Source organism: Marivita sp. GX14005 (assembly GCF_023370775.1).
Classification (GTDB): Bacteria; Pseudomonadota; Alphaproteobacteria; order Rhodobacterales; family Rhodobacteraceae; genus Marivita.
On sequence record NZ_JAMCCQ010000001.1, the window covers coordinates 246,123 to 259,933 of the forward strand.

Consider the following 13,811-nt stretch of genomic DNA (forward strand, 5'->3'; position numbering starts at 1 on the left):
ACCCCGACAGTTCAGGAGACCGACATGACCCGTATCGACGCCAAATTCGCCGACCTGCGCAAAAGCGGACGAAAGGCGTTCGTCGCCTATGTCATGGCGGGCGATCCGGATTTCGACGCCTCGCTCGAACTGGTCAGGGGGCTTCCCGGCGCCGGGGTCGACGTCATCGAATTGGGCCTGCCGTTCACCGATCCCATGGCCGATGGCAGCACGATCCAGCTGGCTGGCCAGCGCGCGCTGGAGGCGGGCATGACGCTGGAGCGCACGCTCGATCTTGCGCGGCGCTTCCGCGAGGGGGACGACACGACGCCCATCGTGATGATGGGCTATTACAATCCGATCTATTCGCGCGGCGTAGACAGGTTTCTAGCGGATGCGCGCGAGGCCGGTATCGACGGGCTGATCATCGTCGATCTGCCGCCCGAGGAGGACGAGGAGCTGTGCATCCCGGCGCAGGCGGCGGGGCTGAACTTCATCCGGCTCGCCACGCCGACAACGGATGACAAACGCCTGCCCAAGGTGCTGCAGAACACCTCCGGCTTCGTCTATTACGTCTCCATCACCGGCATCACCGGCGCCGCCGAGGCGCAGGCATCGGATGTGGCGCCGGAAGTGGCGCGGATCAAGGACAAGACCGATCTGCCGGTGATCGTGGGCTTCGGCATCAGGACGCCGGAGGCCGCGCAGGCGATCGCGGGGGTCGCCGATGGCTGCGTCGTCGGATCGGCCATCGTGGCGGAAATGGCCAGCGGCAAGCCGGTCGCCGACGTGCTGGCCTTCGTCAAATCGCTTGCGGACGGGGCACATCGGGCCTGAGCCGCATTGCACGCCGCGGGCGGGATTGGTAAGCAAACCTAACCAATCTCCATCAGGAGCGCGCCATGCCCGCAATCACGGAAATCGAAGACCTGCGTCGCCTCTACAAGCGCCGCGTGCCCAAGATGTTTTTCGATTACACGGAGTCGGGCAGCTGGTCCGAGCAGACCTTCCGTGAGAACTCCTCCGATTTCGACAAGATCTACCTGCGCCAGCGGGTCGCCATCAGCATGGAGGGGCGCAGCACCGCCTCGCGGATGATCGGGCATGATGTGACGATGCCGGTCGCGCTCGCCCCTGTCGGCCTGACCGGGATGCAGCATTTCGACGGTGAGATAAAGGCCGCCCGCGCGGCAGAGGCGTTCGGCGTGCCGTTTTGCCTCTCGACCATGTCGATCTGCTCCATCGAGGATGTGGCCGAACACACCGAAAAGCCGTTCTGGATGCAGGTCTATACGCTCAAGGACGACGATTACATGCGCCGCCTGTTCGACCGCGCGAAAGACGCCAAATGCTCGGCAGCGGTGATTACGGTCGATCTGCAATTGCTGGGACAGCGGCATAAGGACATCAAGAACGGCCTGTCGGCCCCGCCCAAGCTGACGCCGAAATCGGTCGCCAACATGATGACCAAGGTTCAATGGGGCTTGGGTATGCTGCAGACCAAGCGGCGGTTCTTCGGCAACATCGTGGGCCATGCCGAGGGTGTGACCGACCCGTCCTCGCTTTCCGAATGGACGGCGCAGGCCTTCGATCAATCGCTCGACTGGGATCGTATCCGCCAGTTCCGCAAGATGTGGGACGGCTCGCTCATCATCAAGGGCATCATGGACCCGCGCGATGCGCTGGAGGCGCTCAACGTAGGCGCGGACGCGATCATCGTGTCGAACCACGGCGGGCGGCAGCTAGACGGCGCGCTCAGCTCCATTCGCGCGCTGGAGCCGATCCTCGATGCGGTCGGCGACAAAATCGAGGTGCATATCGACAGCGGCATCCGCTCCGGTCAGGACGTGCTCAAGGCGCTCGCGCTCGGGGCCAAGGGCGCGCATATCGGGCGCGCATGGGTCTACGGTCTGGGCGCGCGCGGCCAACAGGGCGTGACCGACGCGCTGAACATCATCCACAAGGAACTCGACGTGTCGATGGGCCTTTGCGGGCGCACCGATGTGACGACGCTCGACAGGAGCATCCTGATGGTGCCCAAGGGTTTTTCCGGCGATTGGGAAGACTAGGCAGCGCGCCGGTTCATGTCCTTGCGTTCGGTTCGGCCCTCTTTTGCAAGTATACGTCATCCTTTCCCGCAAAACCCCGCGCTTTGGGCTTGCCCTGCCGCCCGATCCGGTTTAACGCGCAGGCTTCACGCGGGGTGACAGCCTTGGAGGCACCCTGCCCTTACAATTTGGAGATATATCATGGCTGGTGAGATTCCTGATCTCGTAGCTCTGGAACGGACGGGGACAGGCAAGGGCGCCGCTCGTCAGGCACGCCGCGATGGCATGGTTCCGGGCGTTGTTTTCGGCGGCGACAAAGACCCGCTCGCGATCAACATTCCGTTCAACGAATTGCTCAAGCGCCTGAAAGCGGGCCGCTTCAAGTCGACGCTGTTCAACATGAAAGTGGACGGCCATGAGGATGTGCGCGTGGTCTGCCGCGATGTGCAGCGCGATGTCGTCAAGGATTTGCCGACGCATGTCGATTTCATGCGCCTGCGCCGCACGACGAAGATCGCGCTCTTCATCCCGGTCGAGTTCATCAACGAGGAAGAGGCGCCCGGCCTCAAGCGTGGCGGCGTGCTGACGACTGTGCGCCCCGAGGTCGAGCTGGTCGTGACCGCAGGCGATATTCCCGAGAAGCTGACCGTCGATCTGGCCGGTCTGGATATCGGCGACACGGTCACGATTTCCGACATCACGCTGCCCAAGGGCACCAAGCCGACGATCGACCGCGATTTCGTTATCGCGAACATCTCGGCGCCGTCGGGGCTGCGCGCTTCCGAGAGCGAAGATGAGGAAGAAACGCCCGATGCGGATGAAGTTCCCGCAACGGAGCAGAACGAGGATTGATCCGTTAGGATATCCCGAACGAACGGCCCCGCCCCTGCGGGGCCGTTTTCGTTTGCCGGGCCACTTCGCCTTTTGCCACCGACATCGCTTTGGCCTAGACAGGGCGCTATGACGCGGCACTGGGGGCATGAGCAGGCATGAAACTCATCGTGGGTCTTGGCAATCCCGGCGCGAAATATGCCGGGCATCGGCACAATATCGGCTTCATGGCGGTGGACCGGATCGCTGCCGATCACGGATTCGGACCCTGGAAAGCGCGATTCCAGGGCGAAGCGGCCGAAGGGCGGCTCGGCAGCGAAAAGGTGTTGCTCCTCAAACCCGGCACCTTCATGAACCGCTCCGGCCAATCGGTTCAGGCGGCGATGCAGTTCTACAAGCTGCTGCCCGAAGACGTGATCGTCTTTCACGACGAGCTCGATCTCGCCCCCGGAAAGCTCCGCGTCAAGCAAGGCGGCGGACATGCGGGCCATAACGGTTTGCGCTCGATCCACGGCCATATCGGCGCGGAGTATGGCCGCGTGCGGCTCGGCATCGGGCATCCGGGCCACAAGGACAAGGTATCGGGCTATGTGCTGCACGATTTCGCCAAGGCCGATGCGGAATGGCTGGACGATCTTCTGCGCGGTATTTCAGACGGAGCGCCGCAGCTCGCCGAAGGGGATACCGGGCGGTTTCAGAATGCCGTCGCGCTGCGCACCGCGCCGCCACGCTCCTCGGGCAGCGCCCCGCCGCGAAACGATGCGCCGCCGAAAACAGGTGAAGAACCGAAAGAAACGCCCAAGCCCGACGATCGCAGCGCGCTGCAAAAGCTGGTCGACAGGTTTCGCTGAACGGCACCTTGCACGGTGCGGTGGACTTGCGCGGTGCGGTGGAAAGGTGCGACGGTCCCGCTACGTCCTGCAACAACAACGCGAGCGGAGGCGATCATGCAGCAAGACGATTCAATAAACGTGCTCGGCACCGCCTTGGCGCCCTGCTCCACCGATCCGTTGACAGGCTTCTTCCGGGACGGACATTGCAATACCTGTGCCGCCGATCAAGGAAGCCACACGGTCTGCGCAGTCATGACGGCCGAATTCCTCGCCTACTCGAAATATGTCGGCAATGACCTGAGCACACCGATGCCCGAGTTCCGGTTTCCCGGATTGCAGCCGGGGGATCTGTGGTGCCTTTGTGCCGGGCGGTTTCTTCAGGCGCATGACGAGGGCTGCGCGCCCAGGGTCAACCTTGAGGCGACGCATCGCCGCGCGCTCGAGATCGTGCCGCTGACGATCCTTGAGCAGCACGCAACCGAGAGCGGCTGACCCGGAACCACCGGCCCCGAGCCGCGTTGACCAAGACCGAAACAGCAAGGATCGCCGCGCATGGAGCCCGCCTTGGACGATGTCCACCCGCTTCGCATTCTTTACGACCAGATCGAAACGCTCGCGCGCGATACCATAGCGCTCCTTCCGAACCTCATCGCCGCCATCGGGATCATCCTGCTTACGGCGCTTGTCGCCTATGGCCTCGTGCGATTGACGCGCGGCATCCTCAGACGCTCGAAGCGGCGACCATCGCTCGTCAGCGCGGTCGTCACTCTGGTCAAGATCGTGGTCTGGACTTTCGGATTGATGATCGCCCTGACGGTGCTTTTCCCGAACCTGACCCCGACGAAACTGCTCGCCGGGCTCGGACTCGGCTCCATTGCTGTCGGTCTTGCATTCAAGGATGTGTTCGAAAATTTTCTTGCGGGGTTCCTGATTCTGCTGCGCAAGCCCATGCGGATCGGGGACGATATCGAATGCAACGGCCTGAGCGGGCAGGTCGAGCAGATCACCATTCGCGATACCTTTTTGCGCAAACGCTCGGGCGAATTGATCCTCGTCCCCAATTCCTTTATCTACAAGAACCCGGTACGGGTGCTGACCGACCGGGATCTGCGGCGGATCGAGGTCGTGGTCGGTGTGGCTTACGGCGAGGATGTGGATCGCTCGCGTGAGGTGATCGAAGGCGCGGTGAACGGTCTGGAAACGGTTTCGGCCGACAAGCCGGTTCAGGTCTTCGCCACGACGTTCAATTCCTCTTCCATCGATTTCATGGTGCGCTGGTGGGCCAAAAGCACCCCGCTGGGCGAGCATCAGTCGCGCGACACGGTGGTTGCCGCGATCAAACGCGCGCTGGACGATGCCGGTATCGAAATCCCCTTCCCCTATCGCACGCTGACCTTCAAGGAGCCGCTGCGTGTCGATCAGGGCGAGGCGGAGGGCTGACGCGGCGCGTCAGCCCATGTCGAAGCCGAGATGCTTGGCCACGGCATAGATGTCCTTGTCGCCGCGTCCGCACATATTCATGCAGATGATGTGGTCCTTCGGAAGCTCCGGCGCGATCTTCATCACATGGGCGAGCGCGTGGGATGGCTCCAATGCTGGAATGATGCCTTCCGTCGCGCAGCAAAGCTGGAACGCCTCCAACGCCTCCTTGTCGGTGATCGACACATATTGCGCGCGGCCCACATCGTGCAGCCAGGCGTGCTCGGGTCCGATGCCGGGGTAATCCAGTCCGGCGGAGATGCTGAACCCTTCGAGGATCTGGCCGTCATCGTCTTGCAATAGATAGGTGCGGTTGCCATGCAACACGCCGGGCCGCCCGCCCGTGAGCGAGGCGCAATGCTCCATCTTGTCGTTGACGCCCTTGCCGCCCGCCTCGACGCCGATGATGTTCACCTCCTTGTCGTCGAGAAACGGGTAGAACAGCCCCATCGCGTTCGAGCCGCCGCCGATCGCGGCGATGATCGTGTCGGGCAAGCGGCCCTCGGCCTCCTCCATCTGTTCGCGGGTTTCCTTGCCGATGATCGATTGGAAATCGCGCACCATGGCCGGATAGGGGTGCGGGCCGGCCACCGTGCCGATGCAGTAGAACGTGTCGCGCACATTGGTCACCCAGTCGCGCAGCGCATCGTTCATCGCGTCCTTGAGCGTGCCGCGCCCCGACGTCACCGGCACGACCTCGGCGCCCAGCAGCTTCATGCGGAAGACGTTAGGCTGCTGGCGCTCCACGTCATGCGCGCCCATGTAGACAACGCATTTCAGGCCGAACTTGGCGCAAACGGTCGCTGTCGCCACGCCGTGCTGGCCCGCGCCGGTTTCGGCGATAATGCGGGTCTTGCCCATGCGGCGGGCGAGGATGATCTGGCCCAGCACGTTGTTGATCTTGTGCGCGCCCGTGTGGTTGAGCTCGTCGCGCTTCATATAGACCTTGGCACCGCCCAGATGCTCGGTCAGGCGCTCGGCATGATAAAGCGGGCTGGGGCGGCCGACATAGTGCTTCCAGAGGAAATCCATCTCGGTCCAGAAGCTGTCATCGGTCTTGGCGCGCTCGTATTCCCGTTCAAGATCGAGGATCAGCGGCATGAGCGTTTCGGACACGAAACGCCCGCCATGAATGCCGAAACGGCCCTTTTCGTCGGGGCCTGTCATGAAACTATTGACCAGATCGTTCATCGCGCGCCTCTTATCTCCAACGGGCCACAGGTAGCGGCTCGGCCCGTTCGGGGCAAGCGCCGGCGGGATCGAAACCGCCCGGACAGGCCGACTCGAATTGTCCTGAAAACCGCTTTCCGGCGCGCGTCACGTGGCAACTGCGCGTTCCAATGCAGGGTAGCGCCATGCCAGCGTGGCCCCGCGCGCGATGAAGGACACCAGCAATGCCGCCCAGAGCCCATGATTGCCCAGGCCCGGAACCAGAATTGCAACACTCGCCGCGTAGATCGCAACCGACAGGATCATCATGTTTCGCATATCGCCGGTGCGCGTTGCGCCGATGAAGATACCGTCGAACATGAAGGAGGCGAGCGCCAGCACCGGCGCCGCTGTCATCCACGGCAGGAAAACCGCGGCGGCAGCGCGCACATCGTTGCTCTTTGCCATGATTTCGACGATCCACGGCCCGAACACCCAGAACCCGCAAGCCAGGATGACCGAAGCGCCAAGACCCCAAGCGCTCGACAGGATCGCGGCGCGACGCAGCGCTGGCAGCGCGCGCGCGCCGACCGCCTGACCGACAATGGCTTCAGCCGAGAAGGCGAATCCGTCGAGTGCGTATGCGGTGATGAAGAGGAACTGCAGCAACACCTGATTGGCCGCAAGGGTCACATCGCCGAACCCCGCGCCGAGGAACATGAACGACAGGAAGATCGCCTGCAGCAGCGCGGATCGGATCAGGATGTCGGTATTGACCCGTGCCATCCGAAGCAGCGCCGGACGGTGAAAAACCCGCGCCCGATCGCGCCAGTCCGGGCGGCGGAAGGCTGCGCGGCAGAGGAGAAGACCCATCGCGAGCCCGCCCCACTCTGCCGCGAATGTAGCGAAGGCCACGCCGTTCACACCCCAGCCCAGCCCAAGCACGAACCACAGGTTCAAAGCCGCGTTGAGCCCGTTCATCCAGAGTTGGAGCGCCAGCACCGCGCGTGTGCGCTCCTGCGCGATGAGCCAGCCCGTAATCCCGAACACGGCAATCGCGGCAGGCGCGGACCAGATGCGGATCGCCATGTAGCCGCGCGCCAGCGTCTCGACTTCGGCGCTGGCGGGCGCAAGCTGGAACGCGGCCCAGATCAGCGGCACCTGCAGCAGGATGATCGCCGCGCCGCCGGTGAAGGCGATAAGCAGAACGCGCGTCAGGATTGCCGCGACCTCGGCGCTATCTCCCTGCCCTTGCGCCTGCGCGGCAAGGCCCGTCGTGCCCATCCGCAGGAAGCCGAAAATCCAGTAGATCGCCGAGAGGATAATCGCCCCGATCCCCACCGCACCGATGGGTGCCGCCTCACCGATCTGGCCGACCACGCCGGTATCCACCGCGCCGAGGATCGGCACGCTGACATTCGACAGCACGATCGGCAGCGCGATTGCCAGAATGCGCCGGCTGGTGACTTCGCGCGGCCGGAGGGCCGCGTCAGTCATCGCCTGAAACCGGACGCGGCATCAGGAAATGCGCGGTCGCCTGCGCGAAGGGACGCGCGCGATTGTCCTGCCATGCTTCGGCCTGCACGGAGGCATAGCGCCGCCCGGCGCGCGTGATCGTCGCTCGGGCATAGGCATCGCGCGGCAGCCCGGAGCGCAGGTAATCGACCGTGAAATCGATGGTCTTGGGCAGCCGCGGCAGCTTGCCCGCCGTCAACCCCTCTACATCCAGAACGCCGCTTTCCAGATCGCTCCAGATATGTGCCCAACTCAGCGAGATCAGCGCCGTCACTTCTAGGAAGGCGGAAGTCACGCCGCCATGGATCGCCGGCAAAATCGGGTTGCCGATCAGCATTTCGTCAAAGGACAGAACGGCGGTCAACTCGTCGCCGCGCCGGTCGAAGGCGATGCCGAGAAACGAGATATAGGGCACACCGCCCACCAGCGCGGCGAGCGCCGCATCGCGCCGCTGCTTGACGACCTGAACCGGCTCCGGTGTCTTGCGGCTCATGTCAGCTCCCCTCGACGGTGAAGGCGCCGGTCGCGGTCGCCACCGGGAGCTCGGCATCTTCGTCGCGTGCGGTCGCGCGCACAAACGCGACGTTGCGCGTGATGTGATAGATCTCCGCCCGCGCCGTGATCGATTGGCCGGGCGTGGCGGCGCGCATGTAATCGATCCGCAGATCGATGGTCGCCGTTCCGGCCGGAGCCGCCGGATGACTCATCACCGCCGCCCCGCCGCAAGTATCCATCAGGGCCGAGACCGCGCCGCCATGGATCACCCCGGTTTCCGGATCGCCGATCAGACGGGTGTCATAGGGCATCGTGATTTCGGCCATACCGTCGTCCAGCGCGGTGATCTGCATGCCGAGCGCCCGCGCATGGGGAATCGACTGAATGAACTGGCGGGCAATTCTCGCTTTGTCTGCGCTCATTGAACTGTTCCTCGTCGTGTCATATCGCTTTACGCAACCCGAAGGCGCAAGGCCAGCCGCGATCCGGTTGCCGAGCACGTAGCGCGCTCCTATGGTTCGCACCGAAGGATGAGGACAGCAAATGGCCGAGCCGCGATTGAGCTTCAAGGAAATGTGCGCAAAATTCGATGTGACGCCGCGCACGCTTCGATACTATGAGTATATCGAGCTGCTTCAGCCCGAACGCGAAGGCCGTTCGCGCTGGTATGGTCCGCGCGAAATCGCCCGCATGACGCTCATCCTGCGCGGGCGGAAATTCGGATTCCAGCTTGAAGAGATCCGTCAGTGGCTCTTGATCTACGAACAGGACGGCACCGATGCGCAGATGCGCACATGGATAGAGATGGCCAACCGGCAGCTCGTCGAATTGGCCGAGCAACGCAAGCAGCTCGATGAAACGATTGACGAGCTGCAATCCCTGCGAGATCAGACGATCGCCTCTCTGGACAGCTGACGCGGGCAGCGCCTCATCGCCGCCAAGCGGCGCGCCGCCGGTAAGCTGGCGGCAATATCGCCCAAAGCGCCTTGAAAGAAAGTTGCCGCGCTCCAGCGTTGACCTTGCCTGATCTTACGTCACCCAAAATGTGACGCGGCGTATAAGTTACGTCAACGTGATTTCCCATTGTAAGAAGGGACGAGCCCGCGCATCTCGGTGCCGCTACGGCATTCGAGAGGGAAAACCATGACGACACAGGCCAACCAGATGACAGAGGCCACGATGACGATCCGGCAGATGTGCGACGAGTTCGACGTCACACCGCGCACGCTGCGGTTCTACGAAGCGAAGGAGCTTCTGTTTCCGATCCGCGAGCGCCAGAAACGGCTGTTCACGAAACGCGACCGCGCGAGACTCAAGCTCATCCTGCGCGGCAAGCGGTTCGGTTTCAGCTTGGAGGAAATCCGCCAGCTGCTCGATCTCTACGACATGGGCGATCAACAGCGCACGCAACTCGCCCGCACCTACGAGATCGCCAAAGAGCGGCTCGCCGATATGGAAGCGCAGCGCGATGAGCTGACCCAGGCCATCGACGAGCTCAAGGAACAGATGCGCTGGGGCGAGAAGATGCTCGCCTCGATGGACCAGACGAAGAAGGCCGCCGAATAGGCCGCCGCGACCAAGGGAGACCCAGATGCCACGCTATACCGCCCCCCTGAAGGACATGCAGTTCATCCTGCACGACGTTCTCAAGGCGTCCGAACAGGACATTCCCGGTTACGAGGAACTCGACCCCGCCTTCACCGGCGCGGTGATCGAGGAAGCGGGCAAGCTGGCCTCCGAGCTTTTGATGCCGCTCAACGCGGTGGGCGATCAGCAGGGGTGCCGGCTGGAAAACGGTGTCGTGCGCACGCCTGACGGCTTCAAGGGAGCGTTCGACCAGATGCGCGACGGCGGCTGGACGGCGCTCGATTGCGATCCGGACTATGGCGGCCAAGGGCTTCCCTATGTCATGCACACGGCGGCGCAGGAGCCGTTCGTATCGGCGAACATGGCCTTCAACATGTATCAGGGCCTGACACACGGCGCTTATTCGGCGATCTATTCGCATGGCTCGGAGGAGCAGAAGCAAACCTATCTGCCCAAGCTGACAAGCTGCGAATGGACCGGCACCATGAACTTGACGGAGCCGCATTGCGGCACCGATCTCGGCCTGATGCGCACCAAGGCGGTGCCGCAGGACGATGGCAGCTACAAGATCACCGGGCAGAAGATCTTCATCTCCGCCGGCGATCACGACATGGCCGAGAACATCATCCACCTCGTTCTGGCGAAAATTCCGGGCGGCCCGGAGGGCATCAAGGGCGTGTCGCTGTTCATCGTGCCGAAATTCCTCGTGAACGAGGATGGCAGTCTTGGCGCGCGCAATGGCGTGGTTTGCGGCAAGCTCGAAGAGAAGATGGGCATTCACGGCAACGCCACCTGCGTGATGAATTACGACGACGCGACGGGCTATCTCGTCGGCGAGGCACACAAGGGCATGCGCGCGATGTTCACCATGATGAACGAAGCGCGGCTTGGCGTCGGACTACAGGGCTATGCGCAGGCGGAAGTCGCCTATCAAAACGCGGTTGATTACGCCAATGATCGGCTCCAAGGCCGCGATGTGACCGGCGCGCATGCGCCTGAAAAGGCGGCCGATCCGATCATCGTGCATCCCGATATCCGCCGCAACCTGATGGATCAGAAATCCTTCACCGAAGGCGCGCGCGCCTTCACCTATTGGGGCGCCTACCTGATCGACCGCGCCCATCGAAACGGCGACACGGACGCGGACGGCCTGATTTCCCTGCTCACCCCGGTGGTCAAGGGCTTCCTGACGGACAAGGGCTTCGAAATGGCGGTAAACGCCCAGCAGGTCTATGGCGGGCACGGCTATATCGAGGAATGGGGCATGTCCCAATTCGCCCGCGACGCCCGGATCGCCATGATCTACGAAGGCGCTAACGGCATCCAGGCGCTCGATCTGGTTGGCCGGAAACTGGCGCAAGACGGCGGCAAGCATGTCATGGCGTTCTTCGACACGATCAAGAGTTTCGCGTCCGAGAACAAGGGCCAGGACGAAGCGTTCGATCGCGACTTCCTGGAGCCGCTCAAAGCAGCCTCGAAGGATTTGCAGGCCGCCGCGATGTATTTCATGCAAAACGGCATGAAGAACCCCAACAATGCTTTGGCCGGGTCCTATGACTTCATGCATATGTTCGGCCATGTCTGCCTTGGCTACATGTGGGCGCGGATGGGGCTGGCGGCGACCAACAGGCTTGCCGAAGGTGCGGAAGACACTGCGTTCCATGAAACCAAGCTGGCAACGGGCCGCTACTACATGGCGCGGCAATTGCCCGCCACGAAAATGCACCTTGCCCGCATTCAAACCGGGGCCGATCCGGTGATGGCGCTGGAGGCTGCGAATTTCTAGGCGACGGGGAACGCCCTGCGGCAGGAGATGAGTATTTGGAACGAGAAGAAGGGATCGGGTCCACCCCATCGCACGGCACCAGTATCGGGCGCGGCCCTTGGTCGACCGTCGATGGGGCTTCTCCTCGTACGGCCATCGGCTCTCCAGCCTGTACCGCACCTTCCTTTGTCGCGCATTAACGTTAACGGCCGGTTACTGGCTCGTCTTCTTCTCGTCCTAAATACTCAAAAAGGAGCCGCCCATGACCCTTCAGCTTTACTGTTTTGGTGAAAGCGGCAACGCCTACAAGGCCGCCCTGGCATTGGAGCTTGCCAGACTCGACTGGGAGCCGGTCAAGGTGGATTTCTTTGGCGGTGAGACGCGCTCACCCGAGTATCGGCGTGATGTAAACGCAATGGGCGAAGCGCCGGTGCTTGTCGATGGCGACATGCGGCTGTCACAGTCTGGCGCGATCCAGATGTATGTGACGGAAAAGACCGGCAATTTCGGGGGTGCGACAGCGCGGGATGCGCGCGAAGTGATACGTTGGATGTTCTGGGACAATCACAAGCTGTCGAGCCAGGCCGGCATGACCCGGTTCCTGATGAACTTCATGCCGGAGGATAAACGCCCGGCCGAGGTGATCGCGTTTCTTCAGGGACGGCTGAAAGCCGCGCTCGGCGTGCTCGACACCCATCTGGGCGGGCGCGACTGGATCGTCGGCGACGCGCTCACCAATGCCGATCTGTCCTGCTGCGGGTATCTTTTCTATCCCGAACCTTTCGGGTTCGCCCGCGCGGACTGGCCCAATATCGACCGGTGGCTGTCGAACATCGAATCTGTGCCCGGTTGGAAACACCCCTACGATCTGATGCCCGGCTCCCCTGCGGACCGGGCCTGAAACGGAGACTGATATGACGGAAGCCTATATCTACGACGCCGTGCGCACGCCGCGCGGCAAGGGCCGCAAGGATGGCAGCCTGCATGAGGTGACGAGCGTGCGGTTGTCCGCGCAGGTGCTGGACGGGATCAGGGAGCGGAGCGGGCTGGAGGGCCATGCCGTCGAGGATGTGATCTGGGGCAATGTCACGCAGGTCGGCGAACAGGGCGGCTGCCTTGCGCGATCTGCCGTGCTCGCTTCAAGCCTGCACGAAAGTATTCCCGGCCTTGCGATCAACCGCTTTTGCGCCAGCGGCATGGAGGCGGTGAACCTCGCCGCCAACCAGATCGCCGGTGGCGCGGGAAGCGCCTACATTGCCGGGGGGGTCGAGATGATGGGCCGCGTCGCCATGGGTAGCGACGGCGCGGCGATTGCCGTCGACCCGTCGCTTGCGATGGAGACCTATTTCGTCCCGCAGGGGATCTCTGCCGACATCATCGCGACGGAGTATGGCTTTTCCCGCAACGAGGCGGACCAGCTGGCTGTCGAAAGCCAGCGCCGCGCCAAGGCGGCCTGGGACGAGGGGCGGTTCGACAAGTCGATCCTCCCGGTGCGCGACCAGAACGGCCTGCCGATCCTCGAGCGCGACGAATACATGCGCCCCCAGACGGATATGCAAAGCCTCGGCGCGCTCAACCCCGCGTTTCAGCAGATGGGCGAGGTGATGCCCGGTTTCGATGCCGTGGCGCTAATGAAATACCCGCATCTGGAGCGGATCAACCACATCCACCATGCGGGCAATTCCTCGGGCATCGTGGACGGCGCTGCCGGGGTGCTCATCGGCAGCAAGGAATTCGGCGAGAAATGGGGCATCAAGCCCCGCGCCCGCATCAAGGCGACGGCCAAGATCGGCACCGATCCGACGATCATGCTGACCGGGCCGGTTCCGGTGACGGAGAAGATCCTTCTCGCCAGCGGCATGGGCATAGGCGACATCGATCTGTTCGAGGTGAACGAGGCGTTTGCCAGCGTCGTGCTACGGTTCATGCAGGCCTTCGACGTGGACGCCGGCAAGGTGAACGTCAATGGCGGCGCCATCGCGATGGGCCATCCCCTGGGTGCGACGGGCGCGATCATCATCGGCACGCTGCTCGACGAGCTCGAGCGCACCGGCAAAGGCACGGGGCTCGCCACGCTCTGCATCGCGTCCGGCATGGGCGCGGCCACCATCATCGAACGGGTTTGAGGAG

Annotated in this window: 15 protein-coding genes; 11 read left to right on the top strand and 4 right to left on the bottom strand. The window is 63.1% G+C overall.

From position 1 onward, the window contains the following. The first annotated feature begins 24 nt into the window (after positions 1-24). The 6 genes from trpA (at position 25) to M3465_RS01325 (ending at position 5,131) form a co-directional block, all read left to right on the top strand. Positions 25-816 (top strand): tryptophan synthase subunit alpha, encoded by a 792-nt coding sequence (gene trpA, locus M3465_RS01300; RefSeq protein WP_249499893.1) that lies wholly within the window; start codon positions 25-27, stop codon positions 814-816. Between the two features lie 65 nt (positions 817-881). Next, complete coding sequence (locus M3465_RS01305) at positions 882-2,048, top strand: alpha-hydroxy acid oxidase (protein ID WP_249499894.1); 1,167 nt, start codon at positions 882-884, stop codon at positions 2,046-2,048. A gap of 180 nt (positions 2,049-2,228) precedes the next feature. Further along, positions 2,229-2,879, top strand: a complete 651-nt coding sequence (locus M3465_RS01310) for a 50S ribosomal protein L25/general stress protein Ctc (RefSeq protein ID WP_249499895.1) — start codon at positions 2,229-2,231, stop codon at positions 2,877-2,879. Between the two features lie 137 nt (positions 2,880-3,016). After that, positions 3,017-3,709: an aminoacyl-tRNA hydrolase gene (pth, locus tag M3465_RS01315; RefSeq protein WP_249499896.1), complete on the top strand. Its 693-nt coding sequence runs from the start codon at positions 3,017-3,019 to the stop codon at positions 3,707-3,709. 96 nt (positions 3,710-3,805) lie between these two features. Next, the gene (locus M3465_RS01320; RefSeq protein WP_249499897.1) at positions 3,806-4,183 is read left to right on the top strand and encodes a DUF2237 family protein; all 378 of its coding nucleotides are present in this window, start codon (positions 3,806-3,808) and stop codon (positions 4,181-4,183) included. Positions 4,184-4,243: 60 nt separating this feature from the next. Next, positions 4,244-5,131: a mechanosensitive ion channel family protein gene (locus M3465_RS01325; protein WP_249499898.1), complete on the top strand. Its 888-nt coding sequence runs from the start codon at positions 4,244-4,246 to the stop codon at positions 5,129-5,131. Positions 5,132-5,140: 9 nt separating this feature from the next. On the opposite strand, the gene trpB is transcribed toward M3465_RS01325, so the two are convergent. The 4 genes from trpB to M3465_RS01345 all read right to left on the bottom strand — a co-directional run bounded on the left by trpB (position 5,141) and on the right by M3465_RS01345 (position 8,751). Beyond that, positions 5,141-6,361, bottom strand: a complete 1,221-nt coding sequence (gene trpB, locus M3465_RS01330; protein WP_249499899.1) for a tryptophan synthase subunit beta — start codon at positions 6,359-6,361, stop codon at positions 5,141-5,143. Between the two features lie 126 nt (positions 6,362-6,487). Beyond that, on the bottom strand, positions 6,488-7,816 hold the full coding sequence (locus M3465_RS01335) for an MATE family efflux transporter (protein ID WP_249499900.1): 1,329 nt from the start codon (positions 7,814-7,816) through the stop codon (positions 6,488-6,490). After that, positions 7,809-8,327: a PaaI family thioesterase gene (locus M3465_RS01340; protein WP_249499901.1), complete on the bottom strand. Its 519-nt coding sequence runs from the start codon at positions 8,325-8,327 to the stop codon at positions 7,809-7,811. Before M3465_RS01340 ends, M3465_RS01335 begins: the two co-directional genes overlap by 8 nt. Position 8,328: 1 nt before the next feature. Continuing rightward, complete coding sequence (locus M3465_RS01345) at positions 8,329-8,751, bottom strand: PaaI family thioesterase (RefSeq protein ID WP_249499902.1); 423 nt, start codon at positions 8,749-8,751, stop codon at positions 8,329-8,331. Positions 8,752-8,872: 121 nt separating this feature from the next. Here M3465_RS01345 and M3465_RS01350 point away from each other — a divergent pair, with 121 nt between their 5' ends. The 5 genes from M3465_RS01350 (at position 8,873) to M3465_RS01370 (ending at position 13,807) form a co-directional block, all read left to right on the top strand. Further along, a complete protein-coding gene (locus tag M3465_RS01350; RefSeq protein WP_249499903.1) occupies positions 8,873-9,244 on the top strand; it encodes a MerR family transcriptional regulator in 372 nt (123 codons plus the stop codon). A gap of 249 nt (positions 9,245-9,493) precedes the next feature. Then, positions 9,494-9,895, top strand: a complete 402-nt coding sequence (locus M3465_RS01355; protein WP_249500836.1) for a MerR family transcriptional regulator — start codon at positions 9,494-9,496, stop codon at positions 9,893-9,895. 25 nt (positions 9,896-9,920) lie between these two features. Continuing rightward, positions 9,921-11,702, top strand: a complete 1,782-nt coding sequence (locus M3465_RS01360; protein WP_249499904.1) for an acyl-CoA dehydrogenase C-terminal domain-containing protein — start codon at positions 9,921-9,923, stop codon at positions 11,700-11,702. A 241-nt stretch (positions 11,703-11,943) separates the two neighbouring features. Beyond that, positions 11,944-12,582, top strand: coding sequence for a glutathione S-transferase family protein (locus M3465_RS01365; RefSeq protein WP_249499905.1), 639 nt, complete (start codon positions 11,944-11,946; stop codon positions 12,580-12,582). Between the two features lie 13 nt (positions 12,583-12,595). Continuing rightward, positions 12,596-13,807: an acetyl-CoA C-acetyltransferase gene (locus M3465_RS01370; RefSeq protein WP_249499906.1), complete on the top strand. Its 1,212-nt coding sequence runs from the start codon at positions 12,596-12,598 to the stop codon at positions 13,805-13,807. The last annotated feature ends 4 nt before the right edge of the window (positions 13,808-13,811 follow it).

Coding starts and splice junctions, on each gene's coding strand:
- trpA (WP_249499893.1), top strand. CDS start 25: ATGACCCGTATCGACGCCAAATTCGCCGACCTGCGCAAAAGCGGACGA.
- M3465_RS01305 (WP_249499894.1), top strand. CDS start 882: ATGCCCGCAATCACGGAAATCGAAGACCTGCGTCGCCTCTACAAGCGC.
- M3465_RS01310 (WP_249499895.1), top strand. CDS start 2,229: ATGGCTGGTGAGATTCCTGATCTCGTAGCTCTGGAACGGACGGGGACA.
- pth (WP_249499896.1), top strand. CDS start 3,017: ATGAAACTCATCGTGGGTCTTGGCAATCCCGGCGCGAAATATGCCGGG.
- M3465_RS01320 (WP_249499897.1), top strand. CDS start 3,806: ATGCAGCAAGACGATTCAATAAACGTGCTCGGCACCGCCTTGGCGCCC.
- M3465_RS01325 (WP_249499898.1), top strand. CDS start 4,244: ATGGAGCCCGCCTTGGACGATGTCCACCCGCTTCGCATTCTTTACGAC.
- trpB (WP_249499899.1), bottom strand. CDS start 6,361: ATGAACGATCTGGTCAATAGTTTCATGACAGGCCCCGACGAAAAGGGC.
- M3465_RS01335 (WP_249499900.1), bottom strand. CDS start 7,816: ATGACTGACGCGGCCCTCCGGCCGCGCGAAGTCACCAGCCGGCGCATT.
- M3465_RS01340 (WP_249499901.1), bottom strand. CDS start 8,327: ATGAGCCGCAAGACACCGGAGCCGGTTCAGGTCGTCAAGCAGCGGCGC.
- M3465_RS01345 (WP_249499902.1), bottom strand. CDS start 8,751: ATGAGCGCAGACAAAGCGAGAATTGCCCGCCAGTTCATTCAGTCGATT.
- M3465_RS01350 (WP_249499903.1), top strand. CDS start 8,873: ATGGCCGAGCCGCGATTGAGCTTCAAGGAAATGTGCGCAAAATTCGAT.
- M3465_RS01355 (WP_249500836.1), top strand. CDS start 9,494: ATGACAGAGGCCACGATGACGATCCGGCAGATGTGCGACGAGTTCGAC.
- M3465_RS01360 (WP_249499904.1), top strand. CDS start 9,921: ATGCCACGCTATACCGCCCCCCTGAAGGACATGCAGTTCATCCTGCAC.
- M3465_RS01365 (WP_249499905.1), top strand. CDS start 11,944: ATGACCCTTCAGCTTTACTGTTTTGGTGAAAGCGGCAACGCCTACAAG.
- M3465_RS01370 (WP_249499906.1), top strand. CDS start 12,596: ATGACGGAAGCCTATATCTACGACGCCGTGCGCACGCCGCGCGGCAAG.